This window comes from Paraglaciecola hydrolytica (assembly GCF_001565895.1).
GTDB classification, from domain to species: domain Bacteria; phylum Pseudomonadota; class Gammaproteobacteria; order Enterobacterales; family Alteromonadaceae; genus Paraglaciecola; species Paraglaciecola hydrolytica.
Genome location: NZ_LSNE01000005.1, coordinates 280,079 through 299,983, shown reverse-complemented (window position 1 = coordinate 299,983; position 19,905 = coordinate 280,079). Strand labels below are relative to the sequence as shown.

Genomic DNA, 19,905 nt, shown 5'->3' with positions numbered 1-19,905 from the left:
TGTAAAACTAATTGTACGCACTCACACAATTTTTAGTCGTTTTTAGCCGCTTTGAAAGCGTCAGCAAAAGCGTTAGTAAAGGCAACTTCTTCTTGTTGATTTACTTTGTCAATTGCGTCTTTATCGTCAGCTTGGTCTTTCGCTTTAACAGAAAGGTTTACGATGCGATTTTTACGATCAACACCCATAAACTTAGCTTCGATTTCAGAACCAACGGTAACTACTGTAGATGCATCTTCGACTTTTTCACGAGCTAAATCAGCCGCACGAATATAGCCTTCAACTTCATCAGCTAGTTTAACCGATACGCCTTTGGCATCAGCTGCCGTTACGGTACCAACAACAATTGTACCTTTTTTGGTATCAGTGATGTATTGGTTGAAAGGGTCTTCTTCAATTTGCTTAACGCCTAAAGAGATACGCTCACGCTCTGGATCAACTTGTAAAACCACAGCAGAGATTTCGTCGCCTTTCTTATAGTCACGAACCGCTTCTTCGCCAGTCTTATTCCAAGAGATGTCAGACAAGTGAACCAAACCGTCTATGCCGCCATCAAGACCGATAAAGATACCAAAATCAGTGATTGATTTGATTTTACCAGTAACTTTATCGCCTTTGCTTTGTGCTTTAGCGAACTCTTCCCAAGGATTAGGGATACATTGCTTAAGACCAAGAGAAATACGACGACGCTCTTCATCAATTTCAAGAACCATAACTTCAACCACATCACCAAGGTTAACAACCTTAGATGGGTGGATGTTTTTGTTAGTCCAATCCATTTCAGAAACGTGTACTAAACCTTCTACGCCATCTTCAATTTCAACAAAGCAGCCGTAATCAGTTAGGTTAGTAACAGCACCGCTTAAACGCGCGCCTTCTGGGTAACGGTTAGCAATTTCTTGCCAAGGATCGTTGCCCATTTGTTTCATACCTAAAGAAACACGAGATTTATCTTTGTCGAATTTCAATACTTTAACATTGATTTCATCACCAACGTTTACTACTTCGCTTGGGTGTTTAACACGTTTCCAAGCCATATCAGTAATATGTAACAAGCCATCAACGCCACCTAAATCAACGAATGCGCCGTAGTCAGTAAGGTTTTTAACGATACCTTTAACTTCATGGCCTTCTTCAAGGTTAGCAAGTAAAGAATCGCGTTCTGCACTGCTTTCTGCTTCGATAACGGCACGACGAGAAACAACAACGTTATTACGTTTTGCATCAAGTTTGATAACTTTAAATTCTAATTCTTTGCCTTCTAAGTGCGCGGTATCGCGAACTGGGCGAACATCAACTAGTGAACCAGGTAAGAATGCACGTACTGTATTCACTTCAACTGTAAAGCCACCTTTAACTTTACCGTTGATAATACCTATGATGGTTTTCTTCTCGTTGTAAGCTTCTTCTAATTCAACCCACGCTTCGTGACGTTTAGCTTTCTCGCGAGATAAAATTGTTTCACCGAAGCCATCTTCAATAGCGTCAAGTGCAACATCAATTCTATCACCAACAGCGATATCTAAAGTACCATCAGCGTTTCTGAACTGCTCTACCGGAATAGCGCTTTCAGATTTTAAGCCTGCATCTACAAGTACGATATCTTTATCGATAGAAACGATAGTACCTTTAACAATAGAACCAGGGCGGGTTTCGAGTTCTTTTAAACTCTCTTCGAATAGTTGAGCAAAATTTTCAATCATAGTTTTCAATAGTTTCTTTAATTGACTGCCACGTTACAATCCAGTGAGCGTGGGGTTGTTATTTATAACTAAAGTCATCCTAACCTTAGTAGATTTACATCAAAAGTGATTTTTTGAGTGGGCTTTCAACAAGCTTAGAATCAACAAATCTTTCAATCTTTTCAATCACTTGAGTCACACTTAAATGTGTAGAATCAATAATTAATGCGTCTTCCGCCGGAACCAAGGGAGCAATACTTCGGTTTGCATCCCGCTCATCACGAGCTTTGATGTCGGCCAAAAGGCGCAGTATGCTAACATCATGACCGGCATCTTTCAACTGGTTAAAGCGTCTAGCGGCCCTTTCTTCAGCACTTGCAGTAAGAAAAATTTTAACTTGGGCTTGAGGAAATACAACAGTCCCCATATCCCTACCATCCGCTACCAAACCTGGGGCTTGTTTAAACGCACGTTGACGCCTTAACAAGGCTTCGCGCACCGCTGGAAGTGAAGCAATTTGTGACGCGACTGAGCCTACATCTTCGGTACGGATGGCTTCGGATACATCCTCGCCCTCCAACATTGTTCTGGTACCAATATCTGAAGTTTCAAAGTTTACATCTAGGCCACTGGCCAAAGGTAATAAGCCTGCTTCATCCGATGCAGGAATTTGATGATGGATTGCAGCAATAGCCAGTACACGATAAATTGCGCCACTGTCTAAAAAGTGCCAACCCAGTTTTTTTGCCAGTAAAACGCTAATAGTTCCCTTACCAGCACCACTAGGTCCATCAACAGTTATAACAGGTTCAGAATACATGCCCTCTCCTGAGTGGTGAAAATCGGGCGCAATTATACTCATTGCATATTTATAAGCAATGACACTAATGCTTCAGTTATAATTTATAACTGAAGCATTAGTCGATATTTATTAACTACACAGGGTTGCGAAACGGGTGAAATAGTCAGGAAAGGTTTTAGCGGTACACCCTGGATCATTGATTGTTACTGGTGTATCGCTTAATGCCACTAATGAAAAACACATAGCCACTCTATGGTCATTGTATGTATCGATTTCTGCATGAACCAGCTTTTGTGGTGGCGTGATCGTAATATAATCATGACCTTCTTCGACTGTCGCACCAACCTTACGTAGTTCAGTACTCATAGCCGCTAGCCTATCAGTTTCTTTAACGCGCCAGTTATAGATATTACGAATAGTGGTAGTGCCCTGAGCAAATAAAGCAGTAGTAGCAATAGTCATGGCTGCATCGGGAATATGGTTAAGATCCAAGTCCACACCTTTTAAGGGCGCCCCTTCGACTTCAATATAATCATCAGCCCAGGTTATTTTTGCGCCCATTTTTTCCAATACCTCAGCAAATTTAATATCGCCCTGAATACTGGCTTTGCCTACTCCAGTCACTTTAACCTTGCCGCCTTTTATCGCGCCAGCGGCCAAAAAATACGATGCAGAAGAAGCGTCCCCTTCGACTAAAAATTTGCCGGGTGATTGATATTGCTGACGACCTGAGACGTGAAATGTTTGGTAATTGTGATTCTCAACCTGCACACCAAATTTTGCCATCGTATCAAGGGTGATGTTGATATAGGGTTTTGAAACCAGTTCACCCACAATTTTAATATTTGAGTCATTAGCAAATAATGGTGCTGACATTAATAAAGCGGTCAAAAATTGGCTGGAAACACTGCCATCCACACTAATATCACCGCCAGTTAAAGGCTTGCCGTGAATTTTAAGCGGTGGATAACCACTATTTTTTAAATATTCAATGTGGGCCCCTGCTTGGTTTAAAGAATCAACTAGCGCACCTATGGGTCTTTCTTCCATTCTAGGCTCGCCAGTAAGGGTAAAGACTCCCTCACTGCTGGCCAAAGCAGCACACAAAGGCCGCATTGCTGTACCAGCATTACCTAAAAACAAACTCAATTCATTAGAGCTTGTAAAAGCGCCACCATTACCTGTTACCCAACATTGTGTTTTATCCGCAGATAAACGATATTTTATGCCTAATGCACTTAAAGCATTAAGCATATGATGGATATCTTCGCTGTCGAGCAAATTTGTTAGGTGAGTTTCTCCGTTGGCAAGAGCAGCCAATAATAAGGCTCGATTGGATAAACTTTTTGAGCCAGGTACATTTACCGTGCCTGATACCTGTTTAATTGGATTTAATAATAACTGTTTCATTAACCATGGCTCCTAGCGAAATCTCGCATAAATTCAGTCAGTGTACTTACACCTTCAAGTGGCATCGCATTATAGATACTAGCGCGCATACCGCCGACTATACGATGCCCTTTTAATGCTCTGAGACCTGCCTTTTCGGCTTGCTGTAAAAAAAGTTCATCAAGCTTATTATCGGCCAAATGAAAACCAACATTCATACGTGAACGAAAATCCGGATGGACTTTATTTAAATAAAAATCAGATTCATCAATACAGCGATAAAGTAGCGCGGCTTTCTCAATATTTTTTTGCTCCATGGCCGCTACTCCACCATTGGCTTTTAGCCATTTAAAGACTAAGCCGGCTAAATACCAGGCATAAGTTGGCGGTGTATTGTACATCGACTGATACTTAGTCATGGTTTGATAATGCATAAATGAAGGGGTGGTATCTCGTGCTCTGTCAAGCAAATCCTCTCTCACAATAACCACAGACAAACCTGATGGGCCAATATTTTTTTGCGCCCCAGCGTAGATCACGCCGTATTGAGATACATCAATTTGTCGAGATAAAATATTGGACGACATATCGGCCACTATCGGCACGTTACCCGTTTGCGGTAATTCGCTGATTTCTATACCTTCTACTGTTTCATTGGGGCAAAAGTGATAATAGGCAAAATCTTGCTCATCCTCATTTAATATGAGCTTAGGCACACTAACTAAACCGTCGTGAGTTTCGGTCCGGCCAACAATTTTAGCATTTAAGTATTTCTCTGCTTCATTAAATGCACCATCTGACCAAGAACCCGTCAATAGATAAGCCGCCGATTGCTCTGCAGTAGCTAAGTTCATTGGCACGGCAGAAAACTGTCCTCGCCCGCCACCATGGGCAAACAACACTGAATAGTTAGCAGGCACGTTGAGTAAATTTCTGAGGTTTTGTTCGGCTTGCTCTGCTACTTCAATAAACTCTTTACTGCGGTGGCTTATTTCCATTACCGAACAGCCCAAGTTTTGCCAATTAACAAATTCAGCTTGAGCTTTTTGCATCACTTCTACTGGCAGCATGGCTGGGCCAGCACAAAAATTGAATATTTTTGACATCTTGTTTCTACTTAGTCACTTCACTTTAGCGGTGGATACAAACAAAACGAGTGGCCTAAGCCACTCGTTTAACACTATGGATGGCGAATATTAAAGTTTAATATTCGTTTTGATAGTTTTTTTAACGTCTTTTCATAGAAGAAATAACGCTGACTTATTCAGCGTCACTATCATCCTCTTTGCCATCATCGTTGACATCTTCTTCAGTATCTACGTCAGCTGCAATGTGCTCTACAGAAGAATCAGCTAATTCTGCGTCTTCATCAAGTACATATTCGGCTTCTTCAATTTCATCGATGCGTTGCAAAGCAACGACGTGCTCACCTTCGATGGTACGAATTAAGCGCACACCTTGGGTATTACGTCCCACAGTAGAAACTTCGCTCACGCGAGTTCTTACTAGTGTACCTTTATCACTGATCAACATGATTTCGTCACTTTCGTTGACTTGCACAGCACCAACGACTTTACCGTTACGATCAGATACTTTAATCGACACTACGCCCTGAGTCGCTCGACTCTTCGCGGGGTAATCTTGCACTGGAGTACGTTTACCAAAGCCGTTTTCAGTAGCAGTCAAAATTGCACCTTCACCTTGAGGTACAATCAACGACACCACTTTTTGTCCGTCTTGCATTCTGATACCACGAACACCGGTAGCTGTTCTACCCATAGGGCGTAAAGCCAACATTTCTTCGCCAGTTTCTGGATCAAGTTTCACTTCGCCAGTTTCAGAATCACGTTGTTTTTCATTAAATCTGACCACTTTACCGGCGTCAGAGAACAACATGATGTCGTTACTACCATTGGTAATATCAACACCAATTAACTCATCCCCATCATTCAAGTTAACTGCAATAATGCCGTTTGAACGTGGACGTGAATATTGAGTAAGTGGCGTTTTCTTAACGGTACCGTTGGCAGTAGCCATCAATACATATTTGCCTTCTTCAAACTCTTTGATTGGCAAAATTGCAGTAATACGCTCGTTTTCTTCTAAAGGAAGAATATTGACAATGGGACGACCGCGGGCATTTCGGCTCGCCAGTGGTAACTGATACACCTTCAACCAATACAAACGGCCACGGGTAGAGAAGCACAAGATATGGTCATGAGTATTAGCAACTAACAATTTCTCAATAAAGTCTTCGTCTTTCATCTTAGTCGCTGATTTACCACGACCACCACGACGCTGAGATTCATAATCAGTGAGTTTTTGATATTTCACATAACCTTCATGAGATAAGGTCACTACAACCTCTTCCTGCTCAATTAAGTCTTCGATGTCGATATCGTGTGAAGCAGAGGTGATTTCGGTACGACGTGCGTCACCGTATTCATCACGTATTTTTTCTAGCTCTTCACGGATAACTTCCATTAAACGCTCTGGGCTACCAAGGATGTGCAACAACTCGGCAATAATGACTAACAAGTCTTGATATTCAGATAAGATTTTATCGTGTTCTAAACCAGTTAGTTTGTTAAGACGTAAATCTAATATGGCTTGGGCTTGTTGTTCGGTTAGATAATATTGATTATCACGAATGCCATATTGCGGCTCTAACCAGTCAGGACGTGCGGCATTGTTACCAGCACGTTCCAACATTTCAGCCACATCACCTAAAGCCCAACCTTGTGCGGTTAAGGCAACTTTGGCTTCAGCTGGGCTTTTAGAGGCTTTAATCAAGGCAATAATCGGGTCGATATTGACTAAAGCAATAGCCAAACCTTCCAACAAATGCGCACGCTCACGCGCCTTTTTCAATTCATATACAGTACGACGGGTCACTACTTCGCGACGATGCAGGATAAAGGCTTTCAAAATATCCAATAAATTGAATATCTTCGGCTGGGTCTTATCCAGTGCCACCATGTTAATACCAAACACGGTTTGCATCTGAGTTTGAGTATATAAATGGTTTAATAAAACTTCGGCAGATTCGTTACGTCGTACTTCGACCACGATACGCATACCGTCTTTATCAGACTCGTCACGCAGGGCTGAAATACCTTCGATCTTTTTCTCTTTAACCAGTTCAGCAATTTTTTCAATCAAGCGAGCTTTGTTCACCTGATAAGGAATTTCATGCACGATGATGGTTTCTTTGCCGTTGGCTTCGGTTTCGATTTCAGCGCGAGCGCGCATATAGATCTTGCCACGACCAGTGCGATAAGCGTCTTCGATCCCCTTACGCCCACTAATAATAGCGGCAGTTGGGAAATCAGGACCTGGAATATAGGTCATCAGCTCTTCAATGGTGAGCTCTGGCTTATCCACTAGGGCAATACAACCGTTAACCACTTCAGTAAGGTTATGAGGCGGAATGTTCGTCGCCATACCTACCGCAATACCTGATGAACCATTGATCAGTAAGTTTGGTACTTTAGTGGGTAATACATCAGGGATGAATTCTGTACCATCGTAGTTAGGTACAAAGTTGACAGTTTCTTTATCTAAGTCGGCTAATAATTCGTGAGCTATTTTAGCCATCCGAATTTCGGTATAACGCATGGCCGCAGCCGAGTCGCCATCTACCGAACCAAAGTTACCCTGACCATCAACCAACATATAACGTAAGGAAAAGGGCTGAGCCATACGTACAATGGTGTCGTATACGGCTGAGTCACCATGAGGATGGTATTTACCTATTACGTCACCGACTACACGAGCCGATTTTTTATAAGGTTTATTAAAATCATTTTTAAGTTCATTCATGGCAAATAAAACGCGGCGATGCACCGGTTTTAAACCATCTCTCACGTCAGGCAGCGCCCTGCCTACAATAACGCTCATCGCGTAATCGAGATAAGAGTTCTTAAGTTCTTCTTCGATATTAATGGGAAGAATTTCTTGGGCGTGATCAGTCATATACAGCCTTGTCCCTAGTCATTATTATTGGAGTATGTATGTAAAAAATTTCGCGTTATATCTACTAAGCTAGGATTTTGAAAAGATATAAACATGCAAGCTAAAGTACCTCGTTAAACATCCGCTCGATTCTACCATTGCCTAACAAAAATAAACAGTCAGATATCGCCAATACCCTTCATTCTGGAAACTGTTCATTTGTTGGCTGCACTCATTCGCCTTAATCACCTGATGACTTAAGCTCATGGGGTCTCATTCATTTGCAGCCACAATGCAATTCTAAGGTTAAGGGATATCTATTGTGCACCGTCAGCCGCAAAATCTTGGTCGATAATTGTTTTTACAGTAGATACCCTTTTAACTAGCTGGCTATAATGGCGACAATTAGAAATAGGATAAATAGATGGCACATTCACAAAACGTCGATCCAATAGAAATTCAAAAATTTTCCGAGCTTGCCAGTCGTTGGTGGGATCTTGAAGGAGAATTCAAACCTTTACATCAAATTAATCCTCTGCGTACTGATTTTATTATGCAACATACGGCGGGGCTCTCTGGCAAAAAGGTGATTGACGTAGGTTGTGGTGGCGGCATCTTAGCCGAAAGCATGGCCAAACATGGTGCGAAGGTAACCGGTATTGATATGGGCGAAGCACCACTTGAAATAGCACGTTTACATGGTTTGGAATCCAGCGTAGAAGTTGACTATCAGCAATCCACTGCTGAAGAATTTGCCGCTACTCATCAGGCCCATTTTGATGTGGTGACTTGTATGGAAATGCTCGAACATGTACCCGACCCCGAATCCGTAGTACAAGCGTGTTTTGCCTTGGTAAAACCGGGGGGGCACGTATTTTTTTCGACCTTAAATCGAAATATCAAATCTTATTTGATGGCCATAGTAGGCGCGGAATACATACTAGGCTTAGTGCCTAAGGGTACCCATCAGCACAACAAATTTATTAAACCTTCTGAATTGATGGCCTGGTTAGACAAAACCCCACTCGTCGTAAAACATATGACCGGTTTACACATGGATATCTTGAGTCAGCAATATTATTTATCCACCCAGAATGTCGATGTGAATTACATTATTCATTCTCAGAACAGTGTTTAATTAGTGTCAGGTTCTTTTGCAGGTGTGTTATTTGATCTGGATGGTACTTTGCTCGATACGGCGCGAGATTTAGGCAGTGCTTTAAATAGTTTATTGGCACAAATGCAACGACCTTTAATAGCCTACGCCGATTATCGCAAAATCGCCTCTGATGGTGCAAAGGGTATGCTTGAATTAGGTTTTGGTGATGAATTAAAAACACTCGACTTTCAAAACCTACATCAGAAGTTTTTAGATTATTATGCCACTCACATCTGTGTCGATACTTGCTATTTTGACGGCGTTGAAAAGTTATTAACTGAGCTGAATTACAAATCAATCCCTTGGGGCATAGTCACCAATAAACCCGGCGATTTAACCACGCAATTACTAACTTATTTTCCCTTATTAGCCCAATGCCATGTGGTTGTCAGTGGTGATACCTTGGCAGAGCGTAAACCTCACCCCCTACCACTGTTGTATGCTGCACAAAAACTCAACCTAGAGGTCAATCAACTCTGCTATGTGGGTGATGCATTAAGGGATATTCAAGCAGCACAAGCGGCTAATATCACCAGTGTAATTGCTCAATATGGTTATATTGAGCACCTCGACCAACTTAGCGATTGGCAAGCTGATTTACATATTTCACAGGCGAGCGACTTATTAGTTTATTGCTGATCCAAACAGCAATTTGGCCAAAAGCTAAACATCTTTTTTTGCTATCTGAGTATTATGAAAATACGATATATAGTGTTTTTATATGTCAACTAACACTATATATCGATAAAACATAAAACTTCAGTTTTTGTGACTAAAATATTTTATACTAAATTTTAGTTTAATTTTTTACTTGCATTTGCCTTAACTGCACTAAGAAACGCTTTTTTAGGTGAGTCACTACTAACCTATTTCCAAATGCACCAAGTATGAGCACCTCAACACTATATATTGGGTTGCATTGCGATAAAAACCTCACTATCTTGTGTTCTGCTCTCAACTACTCCACCAACAAAAGACGGTAGCTTTGTCTGCCTTATATGTCTGCCATAAACGAGTAATGAGTGACAATCTATTGATGGGCTAAGGGGTGCGCTAAACCACTATCCATTTTTCACGCTAATTATAAAAAGAACGGCATCAACATGAATAATAATCTCTACGTCACTAAACGAAACGGCGAACGCGAAATTATCGATTTAGACAAAATCCACCAAGTAGTAGAGTGGGCAGCCAAAGATCTGCATAACGTGTCGGTTTCACAAGTTGAAATTAAGGCACATATTCAGTTCTATGACGGCATAAAAACCGCTGATATTCATGAAACGTTGATCCGTTCTGCAGCAGATTTAATCTCTACCGACAGCCCTGATTATCAATATATGGCTGCGCGTTTAGCCATTTTCCATTTACGTAAAAAAGCCTACGGCCGTTTTGAGCCCCCTAGCCTGTTTGAACAGGTGAATATGATGGTGGCTAAGGGTAAATATGATAAACATTTACTCGAAGACTATAGCGAAGCTGAATTTAATGAAATGAACGATTACATTGATCATTGGCGCGATATGAATTTCAGTTATGCCGCGGTTAAGCAGCTTGAAGGTAAATACTTAGTGCAGAACCGTGTCACTGGCGAAATATACGAAAGTGCCCAGTTTTTATATATTTTAGTAGCCGCATGTTTGTTTGCTAACTACGAAAAAGCCACGCGTATGGATTACGTTAAGCGCTTTTACGATGCCACCTCTAAATTCAAAATATCCTTACCTACGCCAATTATGGCTGGGGTCAGAACCCCTACTCGTCAATTCAGCTCTTGTGTATTAATTGAAGCCGGTGACAGTTTAGATTCGATTAACGCTACCGCCAGTGCAATAGTTAAATACGTCAGCCAACGTGCCGGAATCGGAGTTAACGCCGGTCGTATTCGTGCCCTAGGTAGCCCTATTCGTGGTGGTGAAGCTTTCCATACGGGTTGTATACCGTTTTACAAACATTTCCAAACAGCAGTAAAAAGCTGTTCACAAGGTGGTGTCCGTGGCGGCGCCGCAACCTTGTTTTATCCTTTATGGCATCTTGAAGTTGAATCACTGTTAGTGCTTAAAAACAACCGCGGAGTCGAAGAAAACCGCGTACGTCATCTTGATTACGGCGTGCAGTTCAACAAGTTAATGTATACCCGCTTAATTAAAGATTCACACATCACCCTGTTCAGCCCTTCAGATGTACCGGGGTTGTATGATGCATTTTTTGCCGATCAGGATGAATTTGAAAAGCTTTATGTACAATACGAACAAGACAGCAGTATTCGTAAAAAGCAGATCAAAGCCATTGAGCTATTTAGTTTGTTTATGCAAGAGCGCGCCAGTACTGGCCGTATCTATCTGCAAAACGTGGATCACTGTAATACTCACAGCCCCTTTAATCCCAAATTAGCACCAGTACGTCAAAGTAATCTGTGTTTAGAAATCGCCTTACCCACTAAACCATTGCAACACGTTAATGATGAAAATGGTGAAATTGCCCTATGTACCCTTTCAGCCTTTAACTTAGGTGCAATTGAAAGCTTGGATGATTTTGCCGAAATGGCTGACTTATCGGTACGCGCTTTAGATAGTTTGCTCGATTATCAAGATTACCCCGTACCTGCGGCGTTTAACGCCACTATGGGTCGTCGTACACTGGGTATAGGTGTGATCAACTTTGCTTATTATTTAGCTAAAAATGGCGTTAAATATTCCGATGGCAGCGCTAATGGCTTAGTACACCGTACTTTTGAAGCGATTCAATATCACTTGATGCGCGCTTCGTGTAACTTGGCAAAAGAAAAAGGTGCTTGTCCTAAATTTAATGAAACCACCTATTATCAGGGGTTGATGCCCATTGATACCTACAAAAAAGAACTCGATAAAATCTGTAACGAGCCTCTGCATTGCGACTGGGACAGCTTACGTGCTGACATCAAGCAATATGGCTTACGTAACAGTACCTTATCTGCCTTGATGCCTTCAGAAACCTCATCGCAAATATCCAATGCAACTAATGGTATTGAACCACCTCGTGGTCATATCAGTGTAAAATCCAGTAAAGATGGTGTACTTAAACAAGTAGTACCCGAATACGAGCGTTTAAAAGACAAATACGAATTACTTTGGGATTTACCCTCAAACGATGGTTACTTGCAGCTTACCGGTATTATGCAGAAGTTTATCGATCAAACTATCTCAGCTAATACCAGTTACGACCCTAACAAATATGAGGGGGGTAAGGTGCCCATGAAGCTACTCATTCAAGACCTGCTTACCACCTATAAACTAGGTATCAAAACCTTGTATTACCATAACACCCGTGATGGCGCGTCAGATGCATCGCAACAAGCCTTACCTACCCAAAAAGCACTTGCTCAAGAAGTAGTGGTAGAAGAAGACGACGATTGTGCCGGCGGCGCTTGTAAAATATAAGTTCAAATAAGCCACCCTATTGGGTGGCATTGCTATTTACTCTGTTATGGCCTGAATACCCAAATGAAATATACAACTTTTAATCAAAAAAATAATAATCCTCTGACCGAACCGATGTTTTTTGGTAATCCCGTTAATGTGGCGCGTTATGATCAACAAAAACATCAGATTTTCGAAAAACTCATCGAAAAACAAATCTCTTTTTTCTGGCGTCCTGAAGAAGTTGATGTCAGCAAAGACAGGGTGGATTTTCAAAAATTAAGTGATTCAGAAAAGCATATTTTTATTTCTAACTTAAAATATCAAACTTTGCTTGATTCAATTCAAGGTCGTAGCCCTAACATCGCCTTCTTGCCCATATTATCACTACCCGAGCTAGAAACTTGGGTAGAAACTTGGTCGTTTTTTGAAACCATTCACTCACGCTCTTATACCCATATATTGCGTAATTTATTTGGTGATCCCAGCAGTATTTTCAACGACATCGTTGAAAATGAAGAAATTAAAAAACGCGCGGCTGATATTTCAAAATACTACGATGATTTGATTTTTGCCACGCAACTATGGCAAACCTTAGGTGAAGGAGTACATACCATTAGTGGTTGTAGTTACAACATCACCATGCGCGAATTAAAGAAAAAATTGTATCTGTGCATGAACTCAGTAAACGCCCTAGAGGCCATTCGCTTTTACGTCTCCTTTGCTTGTACTTTTGCTTTTGCTGAGCGTGAGTTGATGGAAGGTAATTCCAAGATTATTCGTTTGATTGCTCGTGACGAAAACCTACATCTTACCTCTACCCAGCACATACTCAACCTATGGGCTAAGGGTAAAGACGACCCAGAAATGGTTGAAATAGCTGAAGAATGTAAAGAAGAAGCCACTGAGATATTTTTAAACGCGGTCAGACAAGAAAAAGAATGGGCCGCTTACCTGTTTAAACAAGGTTCGATGATTGGTTTAAACAAAGAAATCCTCTGTCAATACGTTGAATTTATTGCTAATCACCGCATGTCGGCCATTGGTTTAGGGCAGCCTTTTGCAATAAAAAGTAATCCTCTCCCCTGGATGAATAACTATCTTAATTCTGACAACGTACAGGTTGCTCCACAAGAATCGGAAATAAGCTCTTATTTAGTCGGACAAATAGACTCAGAAGTTAACGCTGAAGACTTCGGGGACTTTGATCTTTAATTGCTATGAGTAACAACAAGGACAGTTTGTTGGTTGCGATTAAAGATCATGAAACTGTTCAGCATAAAGCTCAAAAGACCTTACTCGAAAGCATCGAGCTCAAGGAGATACCGGTGCATTTTCATTGTCGTGAAGGGTATTGCGGCGCCTGTCGTACTAAGTTAATCAAAGGCGAAGTGGAATATTTAACCTTTCCCCTCGCCTATATTGATGATGATGAAATCCTTCCCTGCTGCTGTTATCCCACTTCAGATATAGAAATAGAATTGGCTTAGCTAGTTTCTAGTTTCTAGTTTCTAGTTTCTAGTTTCTAGTTTCTAGTTTCTAGTTTCTAGTTTCTAGTTTCTAGTTTCTAGTTTCTAAAATATTATTCCATCAAAAATTAAGTACTAATCAACTAACTGATACTCATCGCGCAAGATCTGAATAATTTCAGCTTTGGGATTTTCGCTCAGTACAATCGTTTTGCCGGTAATTTTTTCCGCAATACCGATATAAGTGCGAGATATATCCATTAATACTTCAACAGGTAAGGCATTATCACGGGCTAAAGCTTCACGCTCTGGCATACGATCTTTGTTTAATAGTATATCTGGATCGGGGAAGTGATTTAACAATAACTGCCTAAAACCTTCTTTAGAATTTTCGACAATTTTGCCTTGGCTGTATTGTTCAGCATCCCAGATACGTGAAGAATCTGGTGTGCCTACTTCATCCATGTAGATCAGTTTAGGCTTGCCCTGTAAATCGTTGACGTAACCAAATTCAAACTTAGTATCCACAAAAATTTGCCCAAGTTTGGCCAACTCATTGCTAATAACATTAAAGCCTTCGCTCAGTAACTTTTCATAGAGACTGATATCCTTGGCTGAATCGAAGTTAAAGGCATGGTAATGATCAGCAATATTCTGCCGTGTCACGTTCACATCGTCAGCTTCAGGTACACCGGGAATATTGCGCAAAATCCCTTTAGTCGACGGGGTAAAGAGTAATTCAGTTAACTTTCCGTCACGAGCTAAACCTTCAGGAAGAGTAATACCACAAAATTTACGTTCACCTTTTGCATAGGCGCGCCACATAGAGCCGGTAATATATTGACGGCAAATCGCCTCTATTAACACGGGTTTAGCTTTTTGCACTATCCACACAAATGGATGAGGGATATCTAGAATATGGCTGTCTGCCAAGCCTTGTTGTTTGAACAAATCAAACCAATGATTAGAAATAGCATTTAAGGCAGCGCCTTTACCTGGCACGCCATTTAAACCCCCTTCCCCATGCCAAATACAATCAAAGGCCGAAATACGATCACTGATCACCATGATCGCTAAAGGGGTATCTAAGGGTACCTGATAGCCTTTTTGTTTTATCAAACGTTGACTGTCTTGCGCCGTTAACCAGTATACGGAACGAACTTTGCCACTGTGTACAGGAAGCTCTGTACGGATAGGTAGATCATTGTTAATTGCGAGTATTTTATCGGTCAGAGACATAACAAGAGGGGTTCCTAACAAAAATCAAAAGGTATAAATGGGCAATGAAAATGGACAAGCTATTAAACAAAATACCATTCATCAGTTAATTAATGAATGGCATAATTCTAACTGAATTCTTAGATATCGAGGTCGTCAGCGGCCATGTTACGTGAAAAAACCTGATACAAATCCGTCAACTTGGTAACAGTAAAGGCTTTGTTTTCTTCATCTAACAGGGTAATTAAGGTTTTTTCACCAGCATCGCTTAATTTAAAACGATACTCTTCGGTGTCTAAATTCAATGCATTTTCATTTTTAGACCACAGATTACTCCACCACCCACCTTCAGCACCATTGTATTTAACAAATAGTAGGCCGTTAGATTGATCATAATCTTTTACATCAAAACCCAGCTTTCTTAATACCAATAACAATCTTGGCCAAGCTACATCATATTCAGCATCCACTACATAGGCAGGCTCACCATCTGCATCCACACCCACTTCCATCGCCAAGCCTTGACGAATTTTTTGAATACGCTGAGCCGTAGCCAAACGTATTTCATGTTCATAATGATTGATAACCTGATTCAGAATATCCGCTTCCTGACGCCTAACATCTTTAGCTTGCGTTATTTCATCCGCAACCTGAGAGAGTTTTTCTTTATACTCAACCAGTGAAACACTGAGTGACGCTATGCGGCCGTGGGGTTTTAACTCTAAATTAAATTCAAAACGCTGACCGACACTACGCTCACTCACAGACCAACTATACCAATGTTCGTCTTTTTCCGTGAACATCATCCAATCTGAAATGAGTTGTTGTTTTTCGCGATCAAAAGATTGCACACCTATGCCTTGGTCTTCCAAAAACGCCAACAAAGAATTCCAAATAGTGGTATCTAAGGGCTGACTATCATCAACTTTGTCAAACCACACAGTAGCTTGTTTAGAGCCTTCTTCCACGTGGGAACCAGTCACCAAGGGCAATACTAAAGCGGGTGAAAGTACACTCAGCTCTTGCCCCATATGATTGCGTGGTGCCTCCGCGCCCAAACTTGGTAATTTATAGGTATCATTAAAATTAGGGGTATCGATATCACTGGGGATACTAATTTGCTGACCAGGTTGTTCTTTTAAATACTCAAAACTACCACTGGCAATTTCTCGCTCTTCTACAGAGCTACAGGCAGTTAACAAGGTAAAAGATACCAAACTGCTGACAAAAAGCTTAGATGTCATGCTATCTCCTTAAAATAATACGCCAGAACTGCGCATGACTTGTTCAATATGTTGTTGACTCTTTAGTTCAGATTCGACTAAAGGGAGTCGTAAAAATGCAGACTTCATGAGCCCCATCCTATAAAGCGCCCATTTTGGCAACACCGGATTGGGTTCAATAAATAATGCTGTGTGTAGTGAAGCTATTTTGTTATCAATTTGTTTAGCAAGCTCAAAATTACCTGCCAATGCAGCCTCACAAATCTGAGACATCTGTTTTGGCACTAGGTTCGCCGTTACCGAAATTACACCGTGACCACCTGCACATAAAAATTCACAACTACTTTGATCATCACCACTTAACAGCACAAAATCCTTAGGTAGCAATTTTTGCATGGTTTTCAAGCGTGAGATATCGCCAGTTGCATCTTTTAATCCCACAATTTTGGGATGAACAGCTAACTCAGCGACCGTTTCCGGCAGCATGTCAGTGACCGTTCTGCCGGGTACATTATATAACAACACGGGTAAATCAGTGGCATCGGCCACTGCATTAAAGTGCGCAACTAAACCTCTTTGTTGTGGTTTGTTGTAATATGGTACTACGCTCAAAAAGCCGTCGATGCCACTATCTGCCAGTTGTTCGCTCAAAAATATGGCTTCTGCTGTTGAGTTGGCACCACTGCCAGCGATAACCGGGATCTTACCCTGAGAAAACTCAACAACACGTTTGACAACTTCAATATGCTCATCAAAAGGTAAGGTTGCTGATTCACCTGTCGTGCCCACTGCCACTATGCCATGAGTGCCATTTTCAATATGAAAATCAACCAAACTACGCAACGCGGAATAATCGATATTACCACTACTATCCATTGGGGTAACGAGTGCTACATAACTACCAGTAAACATGCCTTCTCCTGAAAAAATTCGCGCCTAATGGTAATGACCTAAGCCACTAAAAACAAGCAATGAATACGGGTTTCGGGCTCTTATAGCCAAAATCATTGGAATTGCACGGCGGCGGCAAATGAGTGAGCCCCCATGTGCTTAGTTTACTCAGTGATTTAAGCGAATGTGTGGGAATGAATGCAGTCGACAATGGCACAGTTTCAAGATTGAGGGAGATATAACCAAAGCAACTTGAAGCTGGATTAATATAGCTAAATTCAGGTATGTTATAGCCAAGACTGGCTCAATTAAACGAAGAAACAATGACCCAACAATTAATAGTCACCATTTTGGGCAACGACAAATTTGGAATGTTAAGTGCGATCGCTGAAACCGTGTGTGAAGTAGGCTGCAATATCCTTGACAGCCGGCAAGCAGTGTTTGGTCAGGATTTTTCCCTCACGATGATTATCGAAGGCAGTCAAGCTGCTATCGCTAAAGCAGAGTTTGCTATTCCACAAACCTGTCAAAAGCTTGAATTATTGTGTTTGATGAAACGCACTAAAAGGCATAATAAACAAAATCTTGAACATATCGCTGATGTCAGCATCAAGGGTGAAAATGCCACAGGGGTAATTAAAAAAATTACCGGCTTTTTTACTCAATTTACCATTTCAGTCAGTGCTTTTCGTTTAAAAACCTTAAAAAACCCCAATGAAGTATATGCGGCACCTGAACATATGAAATGTAAGATGGTGGTTTCTATTCCTCATACTATATCAGTAGAGGACGTTGAAGCAGCCTTTCAGACCTTAATGGCAGAACTTAATCTGCAAGGCTCCATTAAACTTAATCATTAAGTGGTCATTGCCATCAACCCACAAGCAATAGGAATAGTCATGCAGATGTTACAAGTAGGCGAGCAAGTTGCTGAATTTTCGTTAGCCGATGAAAACAACCATCAGGTTTCATTAAGTCAATTACGCGGCAAAAAAGTTTTATTGTATTTTTACCCTAAAGCCATGACACCGGGCTGCACAATTCAAGCCCAAGGTCTGCGTGATAGCAAAACTGAGCTCGACAAACACAATGTAGTGGTATTTGGTATCAGTCCAGATGCAGTAAAAAGACTGCCTAAGTTTATTGAAAAACAGCAACTTAATTTCTCGCTGTTATCCGACGAAGATCACAGTATAGCCGATACTTTTGGCGTCTGGGGGCCTAAAAAGTTTATGGGCAGAGAATTTGATGGCATCCATCGCATCAGTTTTTTACTCGATGAAAACGGCAAGGTAGCACAAGTATTTGATAAATTTACCACCAAAAATCATCATGAAGTGGTATTAGATTATCTGAATTCGAAATAAGCTTCCTAGATTAATAAACCATTAAAAAAGGACAGCCTTGGCTGTCCTTAGTTTTATTATCTTAAGCTCAGACCTGCGCTACAGGATCAGCGGGTTTTGGCCCAGACCACGCACTACTTACTGCTTTAACGAGTGTTGCTAATGGGATAGCAAAAAATACGCCCCAAAAGCCCCATAAACCACCAAAAAACAAGACTGCGATGATGATATAAATCGGATGTAAACTCACCGCTTCAGAGAATAAAATCGGCACTAATACATTGCCATCTAACGCCTGAATAATGCCGTAGGCCACCATCAAATACCAAAATTCCGGGCTAATGCCCCACTGGAACAAAGCAACAATAGCCACAGGTATAGTCACCACCGCAGCCCCGATATAAGGAATGAGTACCGAAAACCCCACTAAAACCCCAAGTAACAAGGCATAACGTAAATCCATAAAAGCAAAAGTAATGGCTGATACCGCTCCTACAATGATGATCTCGGTCACTTTGCCTCGGATATAGTTGGCAATTTGGGTATTCATTTCAGTGCCAACCTGCTTAATTAAGCGTCTTTCGGTGGGTAATAAACCCGTAAAGTTTTGCACTAATTCGGTTTTATCTTTGAGCATAAAAAACACCATCAAGGGAACAAGTATTAGGTAAATCAACAACATGCCGATACCCGCCAATGAACTAAAAGACGCCGAAAGTAATTTTTCTGCAAAGGCCACAATTTTTACGTTAACGCCATCCAACATATTTTGAATATGCGTCAATTGCACCAATTCTGGATAGTGTTCGGGTAGATGTAACAACCAGTCCTGACCACCTGCCCAAATTTGTGGCGTTTCTTTAATAAGATTAATGCTTTGCTGTGTAATGACTGGTACCACACCAATAAAGGTCAAAATACACACACTCACAAAACCACACATCACCAAGATGGTAGCCAATCCCCGCGACAAGCCCATTGCCGCCAATTTACTCACCGGCCAGTCTAATAAATAAGCAATAACAGCCGCCACAATCGCCGGCATTAAAATCCCTCCCCACATCAGTAAAAGTAAGGAAGATACTAACAACATGATCAATAACATGGCTGAATCAGGATCAGAAAATTTTCGCTTATACCAGCGTTCAAAAAGACGAAACATTGAAATTCCTTGCAAATCGATAGTGAGACGGGGAACTGAATATTAATTATACAAACTAGTACATCATGATAACGTGGCTTGCATACAATTGATAAGGGATTAGATAATTTTTAATTGAGCTCAACAAAAACAAAATTTACTTGGTAAGATAATACAATGAACTTATGGTAGAAACTTAGGTTCATAGTGGGGCTTTATATTAAAAAGTTGTT

The 19,905-nt window shown here is 41.0% G+C and carries 16 protein-coding genes; 7 read left to right on the top strand and 9 right to left on the bottom strand.

Annotated elements, in window-relative coordinates; all coding sequences use genetic code 11:
• Positions 1-32: 32 nt before the first annotated feature.
• The 5 genes from rpsA to gyrA all read right to left on the bottom strand — a co-directional run bounded on the left by rpsA (position 33) and on the right by gyrA (position 7,848).
• Entirely contained in the window at positions 33-1,703 is a 1,671-nt protein-coding gene (gene rpsA, locus AX660_RS09235; protein WP_068375838.1) for a 30S ribosomal protein S1, read from the bottom strand.
• Between the two features lie 94 nt (positions 1,704-1,797).
• Positions 1,798-2,502 (bottom strand): (d)CMP kinase, encoded by a 705-nt coding sequence (gene cmk, locus AX660_RS09230; RefSeq protein ID WP_068375836.1) that lies wholly within the window; start codon positions 2,500-2,502, stop codon positions 1,798-1,800.
• A gap of 111 nt (positions 2,503-2,613) precedes the next feature.
• The gene (gene aroA, locus AX660_RS09225; protein WP_068375835.1) at positions 2,614-3,894 is read right to left on the bottom strand and encodes a 3-phosphoshikimate 1-carboxyvinyltransferase; all 1,281 of its coding nucleotides are present in this window, start codon (positions 3,892-3,894) and stop codon (positions 2,614-2,616) included.
• On the bottom strand, positions 3,894-4,979 hold the full coding sequence (gene serC / locus AX660_RS09220; RefSeq protein WP_068375833.1) for a 3-phosphoserine/phosphohydroxythreonine transaminase: 1,086 nt from the start codon (positions 4,977-4,979) through the stop codon (positions 3,894-3,896). Before serC ends, aroA begins: the two co-directional genes overlap by 1 nt.
• A 154-nt stretch (positions 4,980-5,133) precedes the next feature.
• Positions 5,134-7,848 (bottom strand): DNA topoisomerase (ATP-hydrolyzing) subunit A, encoded by a 2,715-nt coding sequence (gyrA, locus tag AX660_RS09215; RefSeq protein WP_068375831.1) that lies wholly within the window; start codon positions 7,846-7,848, stop codon positions 5,134-5,136.
• Between the two features lie 403 nt (positions 7,849-8,251).
• On the opposite strand from gyrA, the gene ubiG reads away from it, so the two are divergent.
• From ubiG to yfaE, 5 genes are all read left to right on the top strand, one after another.
• A complete protein-coding gene (gene ubiG, locus AX660_RS09210) occupies positions 8,252-8,965 on the top strand; it encodes a bifunctional 2-polyprenyl-6-hydroxyphenol methylase/3-demethylubiquinol 3-O-methyltransferase UbiG (protein WP_068375829.1) in 714 nt (237 codons plus the stop codon).
• A gap of 3 nt (positions 8,966-8,968) precedes the next feature.
• Entirely contained in the window at positions 8,969-9,625 is a 657-nt protein-coding gene (locus AX660_RS09205; RefSeq protein ID WP_068375827.1) for an HAD family hydrolase, read from the top strand.
• Between the two features lie 464 nt (positions 9,626-10,089).
• The gene (nrdA, locus tag AX660_RS09200) at positions 10,090-12,405 is read left to right on the top strand and encodes a class 1a ribonucleoside-diphosphate reductase subunit alpha (protein ID WP_068375825.1); all 2,316 of its coding nucleotides are present in this window, start codon (positions 10,090-10,092) and stop codon (positions 12,403-12,405) included.
• Positions 12,406-12,468: 63 nt separating this feature from the next.
• A complete protein-coding gene (nrdB, locus tag AX660_RS09195; protein WP_068375823.1) occupies positions 12,469-13,599 on the top strand; it encodes a class Ia ribonucleoside-diphosphate reductase subunit beta in 1,131 nt (376 codons plus the stop codon).
• Between the two features lie 5 nt (positions 13,600-13,604).
• Positions 13,605-13,874: a class I ribonucleotide reductase maintenance protein YfaE gene (gene yfaE / locus AX660_RS09190; protein WP_068375821.1), complete on the top strand. Its 270-nt coding sequence runs from the start codon at positions 13,605-13,607 to the stop codon at positions 13,872-13,874.
• 114 nt (positions 13,875-13,988) lie between these two features.
• Here the strand turns inward: yfaE and AX660_RS09185 are convergent, their stop codons facing one another.
• The 3 genes from AX660_RS09185 to dapA all read right to left on the bottom strand — a co-directional run bounded on the left by AX660_RS09185 (position 13,989) and on the right by dapA (position 17,206).
• Complete coding sequence (locus AX660_RS09185; RefSeq protein ID WP_068375819.1) at positions 13,989-15,092, bottom strand: phosphoribosylaminoimidazolesuccinocarboxamide synthase; 1,104 nt, start codon at positions 15,090-15,092, stop codon at positions 13,989-13,991.
• A 119-nt stretch (positions 15,093-15,211) separates the two neighbouring features.
• Entirely contained in the window at positions 15,212-16,315 is a 1,104-nt protein-coding gene (bamC, locus tag AX660_RS09180; RefSeq protein ID WP_068375817.1) for an outer membrane protein assembly factor BamC, read from the bottom strand.
• Positions 16,316-16,324: 9 nt separating this feature from the next.
• Positions 16,325-17,206, bottom strand: a complete 882-nt coding sequence (gene dapA, locus AX660_RS09175; protein WP_068375816.1) for a 4-hydroxy-tetrahydrodipicolinate synthase — start codon at positions 17,204-17,206, stop codon at positions 16,325-16,327.
• Between the two features lie 302 nt (positions 17,207-17,508).
• On the opposite strand from dapA, the gene AX660_RS09170 reads away from it, so the two are divergent.
• Both AX660_RS09170 and bcp read left to right on the top strand, forming a co-directional pair.
• Positions 17,509-18,045 (top strand): glycine cleavage system protein R, encoded by a 537-nt coding sequence (locus tag AX660_RS09170; RefSeq protein WP_068375814.1) that lies wholly within the window; start codon positions 17,509-17,511, stop codon positions 18,043-18,045.
• A 39-nt stretch (positions 18,046-18,084) separates the two neighbouring features.
• Positions 18,085-18,552: a thioredoxin-dependent thiol peroxidase gene (bcp, locus tag AX660_RS09165; protein ID WP_068375812.1), complete on the top strand. Its 468-nt coding sequence runs from the start codon at positions 18,085-18,087 to the stop codon at positions 18,550-18,552.
• A gap of 67 nt (positions 18,553-18,619) precedes the next feature.
• On the opposite strand, the gene AX660_RS09160 is transcribed toward bcp, so the two are convergent.
• A complete protein-coding gene (locus tag AX660_RS09160) occupies positions 18,620-19,693 on the bottom strand; it encodes an AI-2E family transporter (RefSeq protein WP_068375810.1) in 1,074 nt (357 codons plus the stop codon).
• Positions 19,694-19,905: the final 212 nt, after the last annotated feature.